Annotated in this window: 13 protein-coding genes; 9 read left to right on the plus strand and 4 right to left on the minus strand. The window is 51.1% G+C overall.

Going from position 1 to position 16,598, the window contains the following annotated elements; translation table 11 throughout:
* Window positions 1-320: 320 nt before the first annotated feature.
* On the minus strand, window positions 321-1,592 hold the full coding sequence (locus tag HG66A1_RS24115) for a peptidylprolyl isomerase (protein WP_197996772.1): 1,272 nt from the start codon (window positions 1,590-1,592) through the stop codon (window positions 321-323).
* A gap of 187 nt (window positions 1,593-1,779) precedes the next feature.
* Window positions 1,780-5,115 carry a transcription-repair coupling factor gene (mfd, locus tag HG66A1_RS24120; RefSeq protein WP_145190168.1) on the minus strand — a complete coding sequence of 1,112 codons (3,336 nt, stop codon included), beginning with the start codon at window positions 5,113-5,115 and terminating at the stop codon, window positions 1,780-1,782.
* 209 nt (window positions 5,116-5,324) lie between these two features.
* Here mfd and aroB point away from each other — a divergent pair, with 209 nt between their 5' ends.
* From aroB to HG66A1_RS24155, 7 genes are all read left to right on the plus strand, one after another.
* Window positions 5,325-6,497: a 3-dehydroquinate synthase gene (gene aroB / locus HG66A1_RS24125; RefSeq protein ID WP_145190171.1), complete on the plus strand. Its 1,173-nt coding sequence runs from the start codon at window positions 5,325-5,327 to the stop codon at window positions 6,495-6,497.
* A gap of 332 nt (window positions 6,498-6,829) precedes the next feature.
* Window positions 6,830-7,219, plus strand: coding sequence for an Hpt domain-containing protein (locus HG66A1_RS24130; protein WP_145190175.1), 390 nt, complete (start codon window positions 6,830-6,832; stop codon window positions 7,217-7,219).
* 45 nt (window positions 7,220-7,264) lie between these two features.
* Entirely contained in the window at window positions 7,265-7,858 is a 594-nt protein-coding gene (locus tag HG66A1_RS24135; RefSeq protein WP_145190178.1) for a response regulator, read from the plus strand.
* Window positions 7,859-8,055: 197 nt separating this feature from the next.
* Complete coding sequence (locus HG66A1_RS24140; protein WP_145190181.1) at window positions 8,056-8,457, plus strand: PilZ domain-containing protein; 402 nt, start codon at window positions 8,056-8,058, stop codon at window positions 8,455-8,457.
* Window positions 8,458-8,581: 124 nt separating this feature from the next.
* A complete protein-coding gene (locus HG66A1_RS24145; protein ID WP_145190183.1) occupies window positions 8,582-9,292 on the plus strand; it encodes a YggS family pyridoxal phosphate-dependent enzyme in 711 nt (236 codons plus the stop codon).
* 16 nt (window positions 9,293-9,308) lie between these two features.
* Window positions 9,309-9,623: a DUF167 domain-containing protein gene (locus HG66A1_RS24150; RefSeq protein WP_197996773.1), complete on the plus strand. Its 315-nt coding sequence runs from the start codon at window positions 9,309-9,311 to the stop codon at window positions 9,621-9,623.
* A 238-nt stretch (window positions 9,624-9,861) separates the two neighbouring features.
* Window positions 9,862-11,172: a PQQ-binding-like beta-propeller repeat protein gene (locus HG66A1_RS24155; RefSeq protein ID WP_232106661.1), complete on the plus strand. Its 1,311-nt coding sequence runs from the start codon at window positions 9,862-9,864 to the stop codon at window positions 11,170-11,172.
* A gap of 116 nt (window positions 11,173-11,288) precedes the next feature.
* Here the strand turns inward: HG66A1_RS24155 and HG66A1_RS24160 are convergent, their stop codons facing one another.
* Both HG66A1_RS24160 and HG66A1_RS24165 read right to left on the minus strand, forming a co-directional pair.
* The gene (locus HG66A1_RS24160; RefSeq protein WP_145190186.1) at window positions 11,289-12,083 is read right to left on the minus strand and encodes a hypothetical protein; all 795 of its coding nucleotides are present in this window, start codon (window positions 12,081-12,083) and stop codon (window positions 11,289-11,291) included.
* Between the two features lies 1 nt (window position 12,084).
* Window positions 12,085-13,545 (minus strand): MotA/TolQ/ExbB proton channel family protein, encoded by a 1,461-nt coding sequence (locus HG66A1_RS24165; protein WP_145190189.1) that lies wholly within the window; start codon window positions 13,543-13,545, stop codon window positions 12,085-12,087.
* A 371-nt stretch (window positions 13,546-13,916) separates the two neighbouring features.
* Between HG66A1_RS24165 and HG66A1_RS24170 the strand changes: the two genes are divergently transcribed.
* Window positions 13,917-14,939, plus strand: a complete 1,023-nt coding sequence (locus HG66A1_RS24170; RefSeq protein WP_145190192.1) for an ROK family protein — start codon at window positions 13,917-13,919, stop codon at window positions 14,937-14,939.
* A gap of 56 nt (window positions 14,940-14,995) precedes the next feature.
* Window positions 14,996-16,555, plus strand: a complete 1,560-nt coding sequence (locus HG66A1_RS24175) for an HD domain-containing protein (RefSeq protein ID WP_232102033.1) — start codon at window positions 14,996-14,998, stop codon at window positions 16,553-16,555.
* Window positions 16,556-16,598: the final 43 nt, after the last annotated feature.

Below are 16,598 nucleotides of genomic sequence, written 5' to 3' on the forward strand. Positions count from 1 at the left end.
CTAATGTGGGTAGGATTTTAGTCCGAAATACGAATTTCGTACCATACGAATTTCGTACATCAATTCTGGGATTTTATTAACAGAAATACGTTTTGTTATGAAAGGTGTGCCCGGAGGCAATCTGAAAACAAACGACTGTAGTTGAGATGAATCGTGATTTGATTTTTTGAGAGTAGAGAGAAGTGTGTGCGGTTAATAATCGATTTCCGCAGATCAGGTCAATATGTTTATGACAATATTTGCAAAAAAGTTTGTACGGTTTTCAAAAAAGTTTTTGAGTCTGTATTTCATGACTTTTGTCTTCATCAGAAGTTCATATTTCATTTTGAATCCGATGTTGCATTTGCAGGTTTTACATCGTCTTCGCGTTCAATTTCAAACTTCGATTCGATAATGGCTTTGGCATACAGTTTATCCAGAATGTCTTTGGTCGCTTTCATTCGGGATTCTGTAATCATGGTCTGTTCCAGTTTTCCCTGGACATCAGCAAAGGGAACATGCCCTGCTTCTTTACGACCATTGACCTTTACGATTTGAAAAGAGCTCTCTGTTTCGAATACCTGGCTGACTTCACCCACGGGGAGTGAAAACAGCGCTTCTTCAATTTCTGCCTCTGCCAGACTGCCACGTCGGGTCCAGCCCCAGGATCCGTTCTTATCGGAACGGGTTCCATCAGAGTATTGTTTTGCGATCTCTCCAAAGTCGGCACCGGACTGCAGTTTGTGAATGACTTCATCCAGCACAGCGATGGCTTTATCCTTGCCGCCGTGTTTGGAGTAAGTAATCCGGATTCGTTGCCACTGCACTTTGGCGGGAACTTCGTAGTCTTTGATACGGGATCGATACCGGGCCAGAACTTCTTCCCGGCTGAATTGATCTTTCGCTTTGGCTTTCACGGCCATGAACTGCACAGCAGCCTGCTGCTTCATGAACAGGTCTTTTTCAAAAATCAGGCTGCGGCCTTGAGAATTGAGTTTTTCTTCCAGCTCCTGTGGAGAATTCACTCCCATCTGCTTCTGCAGTTCAGGAACCCGCTGATCATCAAACGCTGTTTCCAGGTGCTGATTCAGCTGATCGAGTTGCTCTTTCTTGAGCGTGCTTTTCATTTCGTGCAGCAGGAGCAACCGTTCGACATGGCCTTTCAAGTCACGCTTGACGAGTGCCTGTCGTAGTTTTTTGTAATCTTCCGGCTCCATCCGCTGCTCAGCCTGCAGCAACTGGAATTCGTAGACGCCCAGAATATCAGATACGAACAGGGGCAATCCGTTGACGATGGCCACAACCGTACTGTCGCGAAGTTCTTCTACATCTTCCCCAGCCGGGCTGACGGAGATTTCTTCAGAAGTAGTCGACGCGGTAACGATCGGTGTTTCGAAGGGGTTATCGGATTCTGAAAAATCACCTTCGATCAGTTCATTTCGTTCCTGTTTGTGCCGGGCAACTGCTGTCTCTTCGAGTTTCTGCTGCTTGAGAGCGGATTCCAGGCGCGGCGGTGGTGGTCCCAGCACGGGGTTATCTACTTTGGGAGTAGTTTCACACCCGAATAAGCCAGGCAATGCCAGTATCAGAAAATAGATTTGCGCGTGGCGCATCAAGAGCATCCTGCAGTTGATGAACGAACTAATTAATTGGGAATTTGAGAGACAACGTAGTTTCAGATGTTGTCAGCAGCCCGGTTTACATGGGAAATGTAAGGAAGGGAGATTGGACTTCGACACCATCTTAATCATCCCTCTGTGACTGGAATTGAGCTTCTCGATTGCCCAATCCTGAAACCATTCAGGACGACGAGGCGAGATTATATGCCGGATCGAAACTTTGTTGCAATACCGATTTGAGCTCTAGCATGATAGACTCAACGGCATCTGCCTGTGCCGGCAGCGGGATGTAGGCAGACTTATGATCCACGATTCTCACGGGGATGCGTTTCTTATTACTTTTCGCCAGAGCGAGAATATGATTTTTATCGCGATACCCCAGAACGGCGAAGTGATCTTCCAGATGAATGCTGTCGATCTGCCAGCGCTGACACAAAATCTGTATTTCTTTCAACGCAACTAAAGTGTGTGCTGGATCGGGGATAGCTCCAAATCGGTCCTGCATTTCCTCTTCCAGAGCAGCCAGTTCTTCTAAACTTCGGACCGCGGAAAGTTTGCGGTAAAACTCAATCTTAATTCGACCGGGAGGGATGTAATCGGAGGGCAGATATGCGGTCACTGGTAAATCGATGGCGACGTGATGATGCTCACGGAGAGGCTCATTTTTGAGTTTTTTGCAGGCTTTTTCCAGAAGCTGGCAATAAAGTTCGTAACCGACGGCGGCAATATGTCCGCTCTGCTCCGTTCCCAGGATGTTGCCTGCCCCTCGAATCTCAAGGTCGCGCATGGCTATTTTAAACCCTGCTCCCAACTCGCTGTATTCTTCAATCGCCTTTAACCGCTTGGCTGCGATGGGCGTCAGAATCTGACCATCACGCAGCAGCAGGTAACAGTAAGCGCGGTGGTGAGAGCGACCTACGCGTCCCCGCAACTGATGCAGGTCAGACAGGCCATAGTTTCCTGCATCATGGATGAAGATGGTATTGGCATTGGGAATGTCCAATCCACTTTCCACAATTGTGGTGCAGACAAAAATGTCGACCCGCCCGGACACGAAATTGAGCATGGCTGCTTCCAGCTCTGATTCTTTCATCTGACCATGGCCGATTCCGATACTCGCTTCCGGAACAATCTGCTGAAGCCGATCCGCGTATTTCTGCAAATCATGAACCCGGTTATGTACGAAATAAACCTGACCGTTACGGTTCAATTCCCGTACGATCGCATGCCGAAGAAGCTCTTCATCGAAGCGGGAAATACGGGTTTCAATGGGAACCCGATCCCGTGGTGCTGTGGTCAGATTAGAGATATCCCGAATCCCCAACAACGACATATGCAGGGTCCGCGGAACAGGTGTTGCGCTCAAAGTCAAAACGTCAATCTGCAATCGCAGATGCTTGAGCATCTCTTTTGCTTCCACACCGAACCGCTGCTCTTCATCGATGATCAGCAACCCTAAATCTTTGAACTTGATATCTTTCTGAATCAAGCGATGCGTGCCGATCACCAGGTCGACACTGCCACTGGCCATCCCTTCCAGAATCGCCCGTTGCTCTGCTTTGGTCTTGAACCGCGAGAGCCCAGCGACGGTAATCGGATAATCCGCCATGCGCTCACTGAAAGTACGCGTATGCTGTTCGGCAAGTACCGTGGTAGGAACCAGCATCGCCACCTGTCGGCCGGCATCAATGGCTTTAAAAGCGGCACGAATAGCAACTTCAGTTTTCCCATAACCGACGTCCCCGCAAATCAGGCGGTCCATGGGTTGAGGACGTTCCATGTCGTGTCGCACATCGCTGATCGCATGCAGCTGATCGCTGGTTTCGTTGTAGGGGAAAGACGCTTCAAACTCTTTCTGCCAGTGACTGTCCGGTGGATAAGCAATGCCCGGCTGCGCCGACCGCATTGCCTGCAGCCGGAGCATGTCGCTGGCCATATCTCGCACAGCCTGGGCTGCTTTTTCTTTTTTGCTGGCCCAGCCGCGCGTTCCCAGTTTGGAGAGTTGGGGAACATGTTTTCCACCGCCGATATATTTCTGTACCAGATGGACCAGTGAAACAGGCACATACATCTGGACTTTTTCACGAAATTCCAGTGAGAGATGCTCTTCGCGGCAACCATCTTTCTCCAGCAGTTCCAGTCCTTTGAAGCGGGCAATACCGTGCGTCAAATGCACGACAAAATCGCCTACATTCAGATCCAGAAAGCTGTCGATGGCCCGGCTTTCCACCTTGCGTTTGCGGGGTTTATGGCGAATGTCGGCGCGACCAAACAACTCATGGTCGCTCAGTACGACGAGGTGTTCGGGAACGATTCGAAATCCCAGTGCCAGATTGCCGATGCTGGTTGTGACTCTTTCCGAGATATCCAGATCCGACTCATTGAGCAATTCCCGTAGTCGGTCCTGTTCTCCCTGGTTATGACAGCAAACCACAATGCGGTCCTGTGGACCGGTAATCGAAGCCAGTTCTTCGATCATTTCCGATTTGGCACGTGTGAAGCGTTCAATCGATTCAATCTGCAAATGACAGGAGATCTCCATCGATTCTGCAGAAATCGGGGCGATCGTGACAGTCGGAAAGTCGGTACAACGGGACATGGTCGCCGGGACGCTGAACAGACCACGGGGATTGTCCAGTCGATCCAGGTACCGTTTTCCCTCTTCGATCAACTCGGGGAGTTCGATCAGCACGATACAGGTATCTTGTGGAAGATTATCCAGCAGGCTCTCGGACACTATTTCTGCCGAGTCCCGTGCTTCCGTACGTCGTGAGACTGTCTGCCCGCTGTCAGGCGCAATCAGGGTGAGATCGATCTGCTGACAGGTCTCAACGGTCCGCTGTGTCTCGACATCAAACTGTCGGATCGAGTCGATTTCGTCGCCAAACAGTTCAATTCGGATCGGTAAGGTGGCGTCAGGAGAATAAATATCCAGGATCCCGCCATGCATACTGAATTCGCCGGGCAGTTCGATCGCCGTGGTGCGTTCGAAGCCCCGTTCCATGAGCCAGCTCATGAATGACTCGGTCTCGATTTCGTCTCCCACACGGAGGGTCCGCGTGGCAGCTTCACGTGCTTTACGACCGGGAACCGGCTGTAACAGGGCGGGAAAGGAGGTGACAAACACCTGCTGCCGATCTTCAGTAGCAGTCTCCAGTTGCAACAACTGACTGAGAACCCTCAAGCGGGCCCCAAAAACGGCATCAGCCACATCATGTTCGTCGGGGAGTGTCTCCCAGGCAGGAAAGATATCCGGCACCTCTCCCAGAAAACTGGCCAGATCTCCGGTGAATTCATCTATTTCCGCGAGTCGGGGCAACACGACCAGCAACGGTGATTTTAATGAAGTGGCGACCGCTGCGGTGGTCAGCGCGCACGATCCCCCCCAGGCTCCGTCAATTGTCCCGCTCTGGCCGGCCTTGAGAGCCTGCATGACAGCAGAAAATCCATCACTGCGTGCCAGTATCGGGACCAGATCCTGCATCGACTGAATCGGACTGTCGACTGGTTTGATCATATTCGCAGTTATTTTAGCAGGCCGGAGCAGATTGTCACGTGCGGCCCCTGAAAAACACGCTCAGCACTCGATTTCCGTCTTCAGCCGCGTGACTTCAAACTCTGTCAGAGTTAGGATAGAATCACCCGCCAGACCAGCCCGGTCGTGATCAAATCAATGGACAATTTGGGGGCTGTCGTCTTGATTCGATTCTGGATGAAGGAATTACCGTGTCAGAAAGCTTAGATGTTAACGTCGCCCTGGGCCCCCGCAGTTATCATATTTCGGTGGTCAGCCATCAGTTTGACCGGTTTGCAGAGACACTGGAAACCTGGATGAGCCAGAGTCCGGCCTATCATAATGCGATTCAGGAAGGGCATAAGACGGCATTTATAGTCACGGATCGGAACCTCTCGAAACTCCATACTCCCCATATCGAAAAAAGTCTGACTGCCCAAGGTTGGAAATGGGAAACCGCGATCATCGAACCGGGTGAAAAATCAAAGTCACTGCCCGTGATTTCTGAACTCTACGACCGTCTGGTGGCAATGAAAGCTGATCGCCAGACCGTGCTGATTGCTGTCGGGGGAGGCGTCACTGGAGATGCCGGTGGGTTTGTCGCAGCGACTTACGTCCGAGGTCTGCCGTTCGTGCAGGTGCCGACGTCTTTGCTGGCTCATGTCGACAGTTCCGTAGGTGGCAAAGTGGGCGTCAATCATTCGCAGGCCAAAAACCTGATTGGTGCCTTCTACCAGCCTGTGGGAGTCTTTATCGATACGTCTACGCTCGAAACGCTGCCGGAACGTGATTATCGCAGCGGTCTGGCTGAGGTGGTCAAGTATGGTGTCATCCTGGATGCCAATTTCTTTCACTACCTGGAAGAGAATGTCGCCGGTCTGAATGAGCGCGATCCGGAAGTACTGAGAAATATTATTGCCCGCAGCTGCGAGCTCAAGGCCGAGGTCGTAGAGCAGGATGAGCATGAACGTACAGGTTTGAGAGCCATTTTGAACTACGGGCACACGTTTGCCCACGCCTTCGAAGCATTATGCGGGTATGGTGAGCTCATGCATGGCGAGGCAGTGGCAATCGGCATGATCTACGCCAGCACCCTTGCGGAAAAACTGGATCTGATTTCGAAGCATGATACGGAACGTCAGATTCACCTGCTCTCTGCTCTGGGATTGCCCGTGCAACTCCCTGAGGGAGTTTCCCTGAGTGCCGATGACATCATTGATCGAATGAAACTCGATAAAAAAACGGTCGGTGGCAAACTGCGATTTGTATTGCCCACCTGTCTGGGCCGCGTGGAAGTCTTCAAAGAGATCCAGGAAGCACTTGTGCGCGAAGTCCTCGCCGAACTGGAGCACTCTGCTACAGCGACCGATGATTTTCAGATTTAATCGAGAGAAGATTCTGTTAGAGAGAATCCACCTGCAGTGATTTACCTCACAGTGTAAAACACGGCTCTTCTCTATCCGTTTGTGAACTGATATTTTTTGATATATCTATCCGATTTATCAGTCAGCAACCTGCATAGCCGACAAAATCATCACAGAAACGCTCGGTGTTTCTACGCATTTCGAATAATCCACGCTGATCCTGAAAATCAAGAACTAGGTTTGAAATTAGACCAGTTTATTTTTCATTTCAACCGGTTCTCGGGCTTTTTACCTCTTCAGAAATCTTCTGCAGGGGCAATTAGGTCCTCTATCCCGGTAAGGATCTCTCCAAAATGACGAATTCAAGTTCAGCTGAATCTACAGGCACCTGGCGTTTGATCCAACCAGAACAGGTTCTGGATATGGCAATCAACGATGTTGAATTCCTGACCGAACTGATTGATCTGTTTGTGGCCCTGGCTCCGGAACAGATGCAGGACATCCGTCGGGCGATTGACAGTAATGATGCAGGTCTGCTCGCGGAAGTCGCCCACGCCTACAAGGGAACCGTCGGAAACTACACTCAGACCGGTCCTTATCCACTGCTGCAGTCGCTGGAAAATGACGGCAAATCGGCAGACCTCCAGGCGAGCCAGAGCAAGTTTCAAACACTAGAACAAGAGATCAATGCCCTGCTGACCGAATTAGAGACCTTAAAAACTGAGGTCAATCAGTCCCTGTAATAGAATTTCAGTTGAGACCAAACCCACCTAGAAGGGTGTACCGCCATGAAAGTTTTAGTCGTTGACGACGTTGGATACACGTGTCACTTCCATACCCGTTTGATTGAACAGTTCGGATACTCAGTCTGTTCAGCCACATCGGGCTTCGAAGCATTAAAAATGCTGAAAACGGATAACGATATTAATATCGTGATTACAGATCTAATGATGCGCGGCATGGACGGTGTCGATCTTTATATGGAGGCTCAGCATCTGGAACGGTTCACCGATGAAGGCCCCCTCGATCCCCCACAATTCATCCTGATGACCGCACTGCGTATGGAAAAAAATTCGCAGGATAAAGATGTCATGCGTCTTAAACTGGCTGACGAACTGGGGATTTCCAAAATCATGTTCAAACCACTTGATCAGGAAGAACTCAAACAGTCTTTACACGAAATGGCAATGGGCGTGCCACAGATTTCGTCCTCAGATAAAGCGATCGACCTCTATTCTCCCACCCAGAGCGTCAAAAACGTGGTACAGGGGATTATCAACTCCCGTAATTCCGGCGCTGCTGAGCAGTTCATGGAATGCCTGAGCGAAGAAGTCTCTTCATTAAAAGACTTTCTGTCCAAACTGCAAACCGTTGAATCATAAAGACTTACTAATCGTCACCTCACACAACACATCAAAAGTTATCGATTTGTATCAGGAGGGATTTGACTGTATTCGCATTGGACCTATAGTTTCAAGAGAGTGAAGGCGTATACAAACATTTTTCATCAAGCTGACTGAAATTCAGAACTTAATGAATGTCCCCTCAGTCGTAAGATTTTCTCAAGTGAGTCTAAGTGATGAGTCTGATAAGCCTGGAACAATATAGTGAAAAACAGAATCGCGCCATCAATCGCGTTCTGGACACCCTGGATCGCCTTGATGCGCGAACCAGCGCTCATTATTCAGAAAAGCGGGCACACGAACGCAAGGCTTTCCGTGGCCTGGTCTGGTTGTCGATTCCAGATGGCACCCAGGAATTCGACCAGGCAATGACCAAAGTCTGGTCCCGTTCGATCTCCCAGTCGGGACTCTCGTTTATCTACCCGATGCGCATCTATGAGACTCAGGTTCGCGTTGGTGTTCCCGTGGGCACTGATCAGGTCACCTGGTTCCGAGCTGAAATCGTTCGCCAGAAGGAAGTCGAAGAAGAGCACTTTTGGGAATACGGCGTCCGCTTCCTGGGCAAAGTCATTGCCTGAATGAATTCCCGGCAGATCTGGCACAGTTGAATTCGCATTCTCTACCGGTATGATAATCGTCTGAGCCCGAGAGCTTTCAGACACCGCTCTCGCCTACTGAGAACAGCATGAGGACAGGCCGGTAATGGACGACCTGAATGTGATCATTCACGATAATTACACCCGCATTCGAAACCGCATCGATGCGGCCTGCCAACGCGTACAGCGTGATCCGCAGTCTGTCAGACTGGTAGCTGTCACCAAATACGCCCGATTAGAGTGGGTTCAGGCACTGGTGGAACTGGGATGCCTGGATCTGGGTGAAAGCCGGACTCCCCAACTGGAAGAGCGGGCTACCCTGCTCTCTCCTGAACTACGCTGGCACTTCATTGGCCCGTTACAGCGGAATAAGGTCAGACGCACAATTGCGCACTGTAACCTGATTCATTCGGTTGATTCACTGAAGTTGCTGCAGGCCATTGATCGTATTGCTGGTGAGTCGGAGTTAAAGCCGGAAGTTCTGATCGAAGTCAATCTCGCAGGAGAAACCAGCAAAAAAGGGTTTTCCCGGGAATCTCTGACGGCAGAGTGGGATTCTCTCTGTCAGGTCTCGCATGTAAAGATTGCAGGGCTGATGACGATGGCTCCGCATGTCGAAGATCGGGTACTGGCTCGTCCGGTCTTTCGTGAGTTACGCGAACTCCGCGACGAGTTGCAGCAATGTTCACCGGAGCATGTTTCGCTCCAGGAACTTTCGATGGGTATGAGCGGCGATTTTGAAACGGGCATCGAAGAAGGTGCAACCCTGGTACGAGTTGGCAGCGCCCTGTATGAAGGGCTGGAGTCCTCTGATTAAAGAATGAGTGTTCATCGTGACAGCATCCCTGAACCTGGAATCTGACGGCTCTGCAGTACTGCTGCCGGTACGGGCGCAACCGAAAGCCAGCCGGAATCAAATCGAAGGCGTACACGACGGTCGACTTAAAGTCAGCGTCACCCAGGCCCCGGAAAAAGGAAAAGCGAATAAAGCTCTGCTTAAAGTGCTACAGAATGGACTCCAACTGAAACGATCTCAGATTGAGCTCATCAAAGGAGACACTGCCGGGTTGAAGGTCTTTCGTGTCTCTGACCTGACTCCCGCAGAGCTCCAGCACAGAATTAATACCGCTTTGGGAATCTCCGACTGAGATTGGAACTCTTTATTGTTCACCCTGCCCCCTCGTGAGAATTCTTCTCGCTCAGTCGGATTTGGAAACCATTGATTGCAGCCAAAGGAACCGGCACATATAATCAGCAGAAGCTTACGTGTCTTACCTGAATACCTGCGTCCCGCTTGCCCGAACCACCCACACCCGGAAAGCCGGGAGTGGCCCAGACTAATTTCCCCCCTTTGTCTCTAAGATCACACAAAAGGACTAATTGACTATGAGCTTCTCGATGCCCATTCGTCTGTTCCTGGGAGCTTTACTCGTTGGCGGACTGACCCTGTCTGCCCATGCTCTGGAACCGACCAAACTCTCTGACTCCTGGGAGCAATGGCGCGGTCCGAACCGCCAGAACCATTCTTCGGACACCGGTCTGCTGCAGGACTGGAATGCCACGCCCCCCAAACTCATCTGGACAGCGACAGGTCTGGGAAAAGGGTATGCCGGCGTTTCCATCAAAGACAACCGCCTGTTTACTACAGGAAATCTGCCCGAAGGTCAGGCCGTCATCGCCGTTAATATTGATGATGGTAAAATCCTCTGGAAAACCAATCTGCTTGAGTTGAATCCAGAACACGGTTATCCGGGAGCCCGTTGTACTCCTGCCATCGATGGCGACCGGCTGTATGCCATCACCTCCAATGGAGCCATTTCCTGCCTGAGCGTCGCTGACGGCGAAATCATCTGGACGAAAAACTTCGAGGACGAATGGGATGGCAAGATGATGTCTAAATGGGGGTTCTCTGAATCCCCCCTGGTCGACGGAGACTGGGTCCTCTGCACACCGGGCGGAAAAGACGCCATGATGGTCGCCCTGGACAAAACCACGGGACGGGAAATCTGGCGAACTTCTGTTTCTGATCTGGGCCAAAAAGGAAAAGATGGAGCCGGCTACTCTTCCATCGTGATCTCCAACGCCGGTGGCGTCAAACAGTATGTGCAGCTCACCGGTCGCGGTGTGATTGGCGTACGTGCCAGCGACGGCAAACTGCTCTGGAACTATAATCCGGTAGCCAATGGTGTCGCTAACATTCCGACCCCCATCGTTTCCGGCGATTATGTATTCTGCTCCACCGGTTATGGTACAGGCAGTGCTCTGCTCAAGCTCTCCAAAGAGGGAGATGGTATCAAAGCGGAAGAAGTTTACTTTCTGGATCCCAAGACTATGCAGAATCACCATGGTGGTATGGTCCTCTACAAGGACCATATTTATTGTGGCCACGGTCACAACAATGGCTTCCCTCTCTGCCTCGACCTGAAAACCGGCAAAGTTGCCTGGGGTGGCAAAATCCGGGGTGAAGGTTCCGGATCCGCTGCAGTGGTCTTCGCTGATGGCAATTTGATCTATCGCTACCAGAGTGGTGAAGTCGCCCTAATTGAAGCCAATCCCAAAGAATATATTCTCAAAGGGAGCTTCAAGGCGGATCAGGTGCTGGGCAAAGCCTGGGCACACCCGGTCGTCTGTGGCGGCAAACTCTATCTGCGGGATCAGGATGTGCTGATGTGCTACGACCTGAGAAAACAGAACTGAGTTTGTCAGTCAACTAAATAAGAAAAGCTCTGCCAGATCAGACTGGCAGAGCTTTTTTCATATCAAGACAGGTCATCCAGATCATCGCCCGAAAACCAGTTTCGAAGTAACAGCGGTCAACCTGAACTGTTTTTGAACTTACTCAGATCGATTTTACCGTTCCCTTCGACTGGCAGTTTCCCATTGGGACAATAGCGTGAACGAGCCACGCTGGAAGCAATATTGTAAGTGTAGACCGCATCCTGACGAATCAGGAAGATCACGGTCCCTTTCGGTTGGGCACCGATTTTATCGAGCATCTCCACGAACGGCAGGCTTTTGCGGAGGTCGTCACGACGGACATGTAGATCCTTGGAGGGACCGTCCAGGACAACAATTCCGTTTTTCGTACATTCGATAAAGGTCGGGTTCAGATCAACGCCACTTCCGCCCGGCTGAATCCGGACTTCGGCAGCGACCGGATTTTCCCGTTTATCCAGTTCCTTCTTGAGCTTATCAATTTCTTCCTGGAGTTTCTGGGGATCATCCTTAATTTCTTCGATCCGCTTTTCCAGACGATTGGCTTCGGCCAGCAGCTTTACTTTCTCTTCCGGCTTGATGTCAGAAGGCAGTTTCTGTTTTTCCTGTTTGAGCTTCTTCAACTCTTCCAGTGCCAGCATCAACTGACGGTTCAGTTTCGATAAATCTGCGACCTCAGTCTCGACCTCCTCCAGCTCCTGCTCTTTCTCTTTGATCTCCTTAATGTTCTCTTCGTATTCTTCTACGCGTTTCCAGGAGTCATCCTGCTGATCCATCTGGCTGAGCGCCATGGCGGTAATCATCAGCGTCAGCACACCAATCACGCAGGCAAGAATACTCAGAAACGGGAAGAGAGAGACCGTTTCTTCATCACTTTTCTTTCGTCTCGCCACGTTATCTTACTTTCCTTGAATTCCCAAACAGTCCCCAGCGCTTGCGGGGGGCTTCTACCTGCTGAATCAGAACCTGTTTCTCTCCCAGGTTGGTCAACACGGTATTCAGTCCATTCAGTCCCTGCTGAACACCATTGAAAGACTGGGTCAGCACACCGGCGGCTTCGGCCATTTCAGTTGCTTCACCATTCATCTGCTCCAGATGTGAGGTGTGTGCTGCCTGCAGCTCGGTCAGCTTCCCTTCAACCGTTTCCAGTTGCTTGACGACTTCCTGCACCTGCGAAAGCTGCTCTTCCTGCTGTGCACGGATTTTTTCGTCGATCTTGCCCCAGGATTTCATCACCGCTTGAGACAGGGTTTCGCCGATGCCCTCCAGCTTTTCGATCCACGTCTGTAACTCGGCATGGTGGTTGGCCATCGCTTTATCGATGGTTCGCTGTATGAGGCGACGATGATCTTTCTCGTCTCCTCCGCCGCCACCGTGCTCGCTTTCCTTGAGTCGCTTCAGCAGGTTTTCATTACAGTATTCATCTACCCAGTTCAGCAGGTCTTCTTCCGATTTCTGCATGGAACTGCTGGGGAACATCACCAGCATACTCATCACGAGTGCGACCAGCGTCGTATCGAACGCAGTCGACAAACCACCGGTCACACTTCCCAGTGACTCTTTCAGAGCGGAAATGTCCTGGGCTTTATCCATACCGCCTGAGAAGCCCCCCACCGCGGCACTAATCCCGATCACGGTTCCGATGAACCCGAGAATCGGAATAGCCCAGATGAAGACTTTAAGAATTGTATAACTGGAATCAACGGCGGTTGCATCGATTTCCGATTGTGACTGCAGTCGGTTGGAAACTTCAGAACTGCTTTTCAGAACCCGGAAATGCTCGAGACCTCGCAAAACCCGGTTCACCAGAAAGCTTTCACGGGGATCGACGGGGAGATTTCTCACGTGATCGATAAACTTAGGAACGGTTTTCTCAGAGATATCCTCCGAAATGTCCGTCGGCAGTGTGTCAAACAGCATCGATTCCTTCTGTTTAACCAGCTTGAAGTATTTCAGAACGAGGATGGTGCCGGACCAGCTCATCAGAAAGACCAGAGCATAAGGCACCATGCCGCGGTCCAGGAAGAGTTCCCCAAAGTAGTAATTCCGAATGGGAAACATCAGTGCGAGATAGGCGATGGAGATACCAACGGCAATCAGACCACTTTTGGAAAGACTGACTTCAGTCCCATCGGCCCAACCGCTGGATACGTGTTTTTTGGTTTCCCGATTACTGGCTGTCGATTTGCTCGCTGAAGAACTGCTGACATCAACCGACGTATCGATGATGGGGGTTTCCGGCTTTTTGACTGTCATCGTGTGATGACAGTAAGGACAACGGACTTTCTTACCAACGTTCTCATCGCGGACTTTGAGTTTTTTGGAACACTTTTCACAAGGAAACTGGAAATACATTACTCGGGAACCCCAGGGACATATAGACTTACGTACACAGCGTCTTTTCAGAGAAATTCGCTTCACTACATTTCGATTAGTTTATCCAAGTTGACGCAGACACTAAAGTCAACAGCGGACTGGTTTCATATCCGAGGCTGAATCTACGATAAATGGGGACTGTTCTCGCTCAAATCCCGCATCATCGACTCCATTTGCTAAAGAATCGTATAAATTTCTTGCTCCATCTTGCTTCTCGAGTTCTAAAACCGTCAGAATTCACGAGATAAGAACTTTTCGCTATAATAAAATGAGTTCAGTCTAGAAGTGGCGAGCCGCTTCAAACGCTGACACACCAGCAGAGCGAAATCCTAGAGATAGAAAACTGGAAGATGTCTACTGATTCAGTTCAACCAAAGAGCGGCTACTGGGCAGGTTTCGATCTGGGGGGCACGAAGATGCTCGCCAAGATCTTTGATTCACAATATAAAACCCTGGGAAAGAAACGCAGAAAAACCAAGGGGCACGCGGGGGTGGAACTCGGTCTGGAGCGGATGGCTCAGACAATTCATCAGGCACTGGAAGAAGCAGGTCTCACACCTGCCGAACTGGCGGGGATCGGCGTGGGTTGTCCGGGACCGCTGGATCTTGAGCAGGGCATCATTTTCGAGGCCCCTAATCTCGGCTGGTACAATGCCCCGGTTAAGCAGGTACTTGAGAAAGAGTTCGGTTGCCCGGTAGTCCTCTGTAATGATGTCGATGCGGGTGTCTATGGCGAGTATCGATTCGGCGCTGCCCGAGGGGCGAGTTCGACGCTGGGTATCTTCCCGGGAACGGGGATCGGCGGAGGCGCCGTCTATCGAGGTCAGTTGATTCAGGGCAGTAAAAGTTCCTGTATGGAAATCGGACACATCAAAGTCCTTCCGGAAGGTCCCGAGTGCGGATGTGGACAGTATGGCTGTCTGGAAGCGCTGGCCAGTCGACTGGCGATCTCCGCAGCGGCAGCTCAGGCTGCTTACCGGGGTGATGCTCCCAAGCTCCGCTCGCTGGCAGGCACAGACCTGTCCGATATTCGCAGCGGTATTCTCGCTTCCTCGATTAAAGGGGGCGATGAAAGTGTACGAAAAATTATTCTGCGGGCTGCTGAGTACATCGGAATTGCAGCAGGTAACATGGTCCACACCCTTTCCCCCGAAGTCATCGTACTTGGAGGGGGACTTGTGGAAGCGATGCCCGACCTGTTCGTCGAAGCGGTCTCGGAAGCCACGCGGCACAATGTCATGCCGACATTCAAAGATTCATTTAAAGTCGTCGCCGCCCAGCTGGGAGATGATTCCAGCGTCATGGGTGTAGCCGCCTGGGCTCAGAAAGTCGTTCAGGAACAGTCATCCTCGAGAATTAAAACACAGGTATGAACACAAAAGATTCCCCTCCAGCTGAGGCGAGTGGTGGATCCAGCAGACTGGAATCCATGCCCAATCGTTTAATTGCTGTGATCGATATCGGCACCGGCGCCATCCGGATGGCGATTGCCGAGATCAAGGAAGACGGTACGGTCTATGCTCTGGAGCGTCTCTCTCAGGCGGTCACGCTGGGGAAGGATACTTTTCAGACGAGGAACATTCAGAAGTCGACGATGGAAGAATGCGTTCGTATCCTTAAAAGCTATCGCCGCCGTCTGGATGAATATCAGATCACCCGTGACGACCAGATTCGCGTGGTCGCTACCAGCGCGGTCCGTGAAGCAGACAACCGCCTGGCATTCACCGACCGGATTTTTATCGCCACCGGGTTTGAAGTCTCACCACTGGATGAAGCGGAGGTCAACCGCATCACCTACCAGGGGATCCGTCCCTACCTGACAGCGAAGCCCAATCTGGATGAAGCACAGACGATCGTCACCGAAATCGGTGGGGGAACAACGGAACTGCTGCTGGTCCAGGAAGGGAACGTGCTGTTCTCCAGTAACTACCGGCTGGGAGCACTCCGTCTGCGGGAGATGCTCAAAGGATACCGGGTGCCTCTTTCCAAAGAGCGAACGATCATGGAGAACCAGATCGAACGCGTGATTCAGCAGATCACCCACGAAGTCCCCGGGGATAAATCGATCAAACTGGTGGTGCTGGGAGGCGACGTCCGATTTGCACTGGCACAACTGCGTCCCGACGATCAGATTCCCGATCCTGGTAATTCGCCTGATGAGTTGGATCGCCTCAAAGTCTCGGAGTTAAGCAAGTTCACCGACCGGATTCTTCAGCAGAGCGAGGATGAGCTGGCACAGACGTATCACCTCTCCTTTACCGATGCAGAGACTCTGGGGCCTGCGTTGCTGGCCTATACCAAGCTGGCCGAGGCTTACCAGCAGAAACACATCTACGTCACTAAAGCGAACTTTCGCGATGGTCTGCTGAAAGAAATGGCTGACCAGAACAACTGGACTGACGAGTTCAATCAGCAGGTGATCCGCTCCTCAATTGACTTTGGGAAACGGTTCGACTTCGACGAAGCCCATGCTCGGCATGTCGCGTTTCTGGCTGACACGCTGTTTCAGTCATTACACAACGAGCATAAGCTGGACGCAAAAAACCGACTGCTGCTTTATACTGCATCGCTGCTGCACGAGATCGGCATTTACGTCAACCAGCGCGGCTACCACAAACATTCCATGTACCTGATCAGCAACGGGAACCTGTTTGGTCTCGGTCAGGTCGATCTGCTGCTGGTGGCGCTGATTGCCCGTTACCACCGGAGAGCTTCTCCCAAAGCGACTCACCAGGGGTATTCCACTTTAGACCGTTTCAGTCGCATCGCGATCGCCAAGATGGCGGCCATTCTTCGCGTTGCCGACGCACTGGATTATTCCTACTCGCAACGCGTACAGGAAATTGAATGTGAAATTACTCAGGGACAGTTAATTATTTCCATTCCCCATGTGGAAGACGTTTCCCTGGAACAGATCGCGCTCGTGGAAAAAGGACCTTTGTTCGAAGAAGTCTTCGGAATGAAAGTCCATTTGAGAAAAAAACAATAAGGAACATCCGGCAGCGGACTCGATATCACTGCCGATTGAGTCA

It is taken from the genome of Gimesia chilikensis (assembly GCF_007744075.1).
GTDB lineage: Bacteria > Planctomycetota > Planctomycetia > Planctomycetales > Planctomycetaceae > Gimesia > Gimesia chilikensis_A.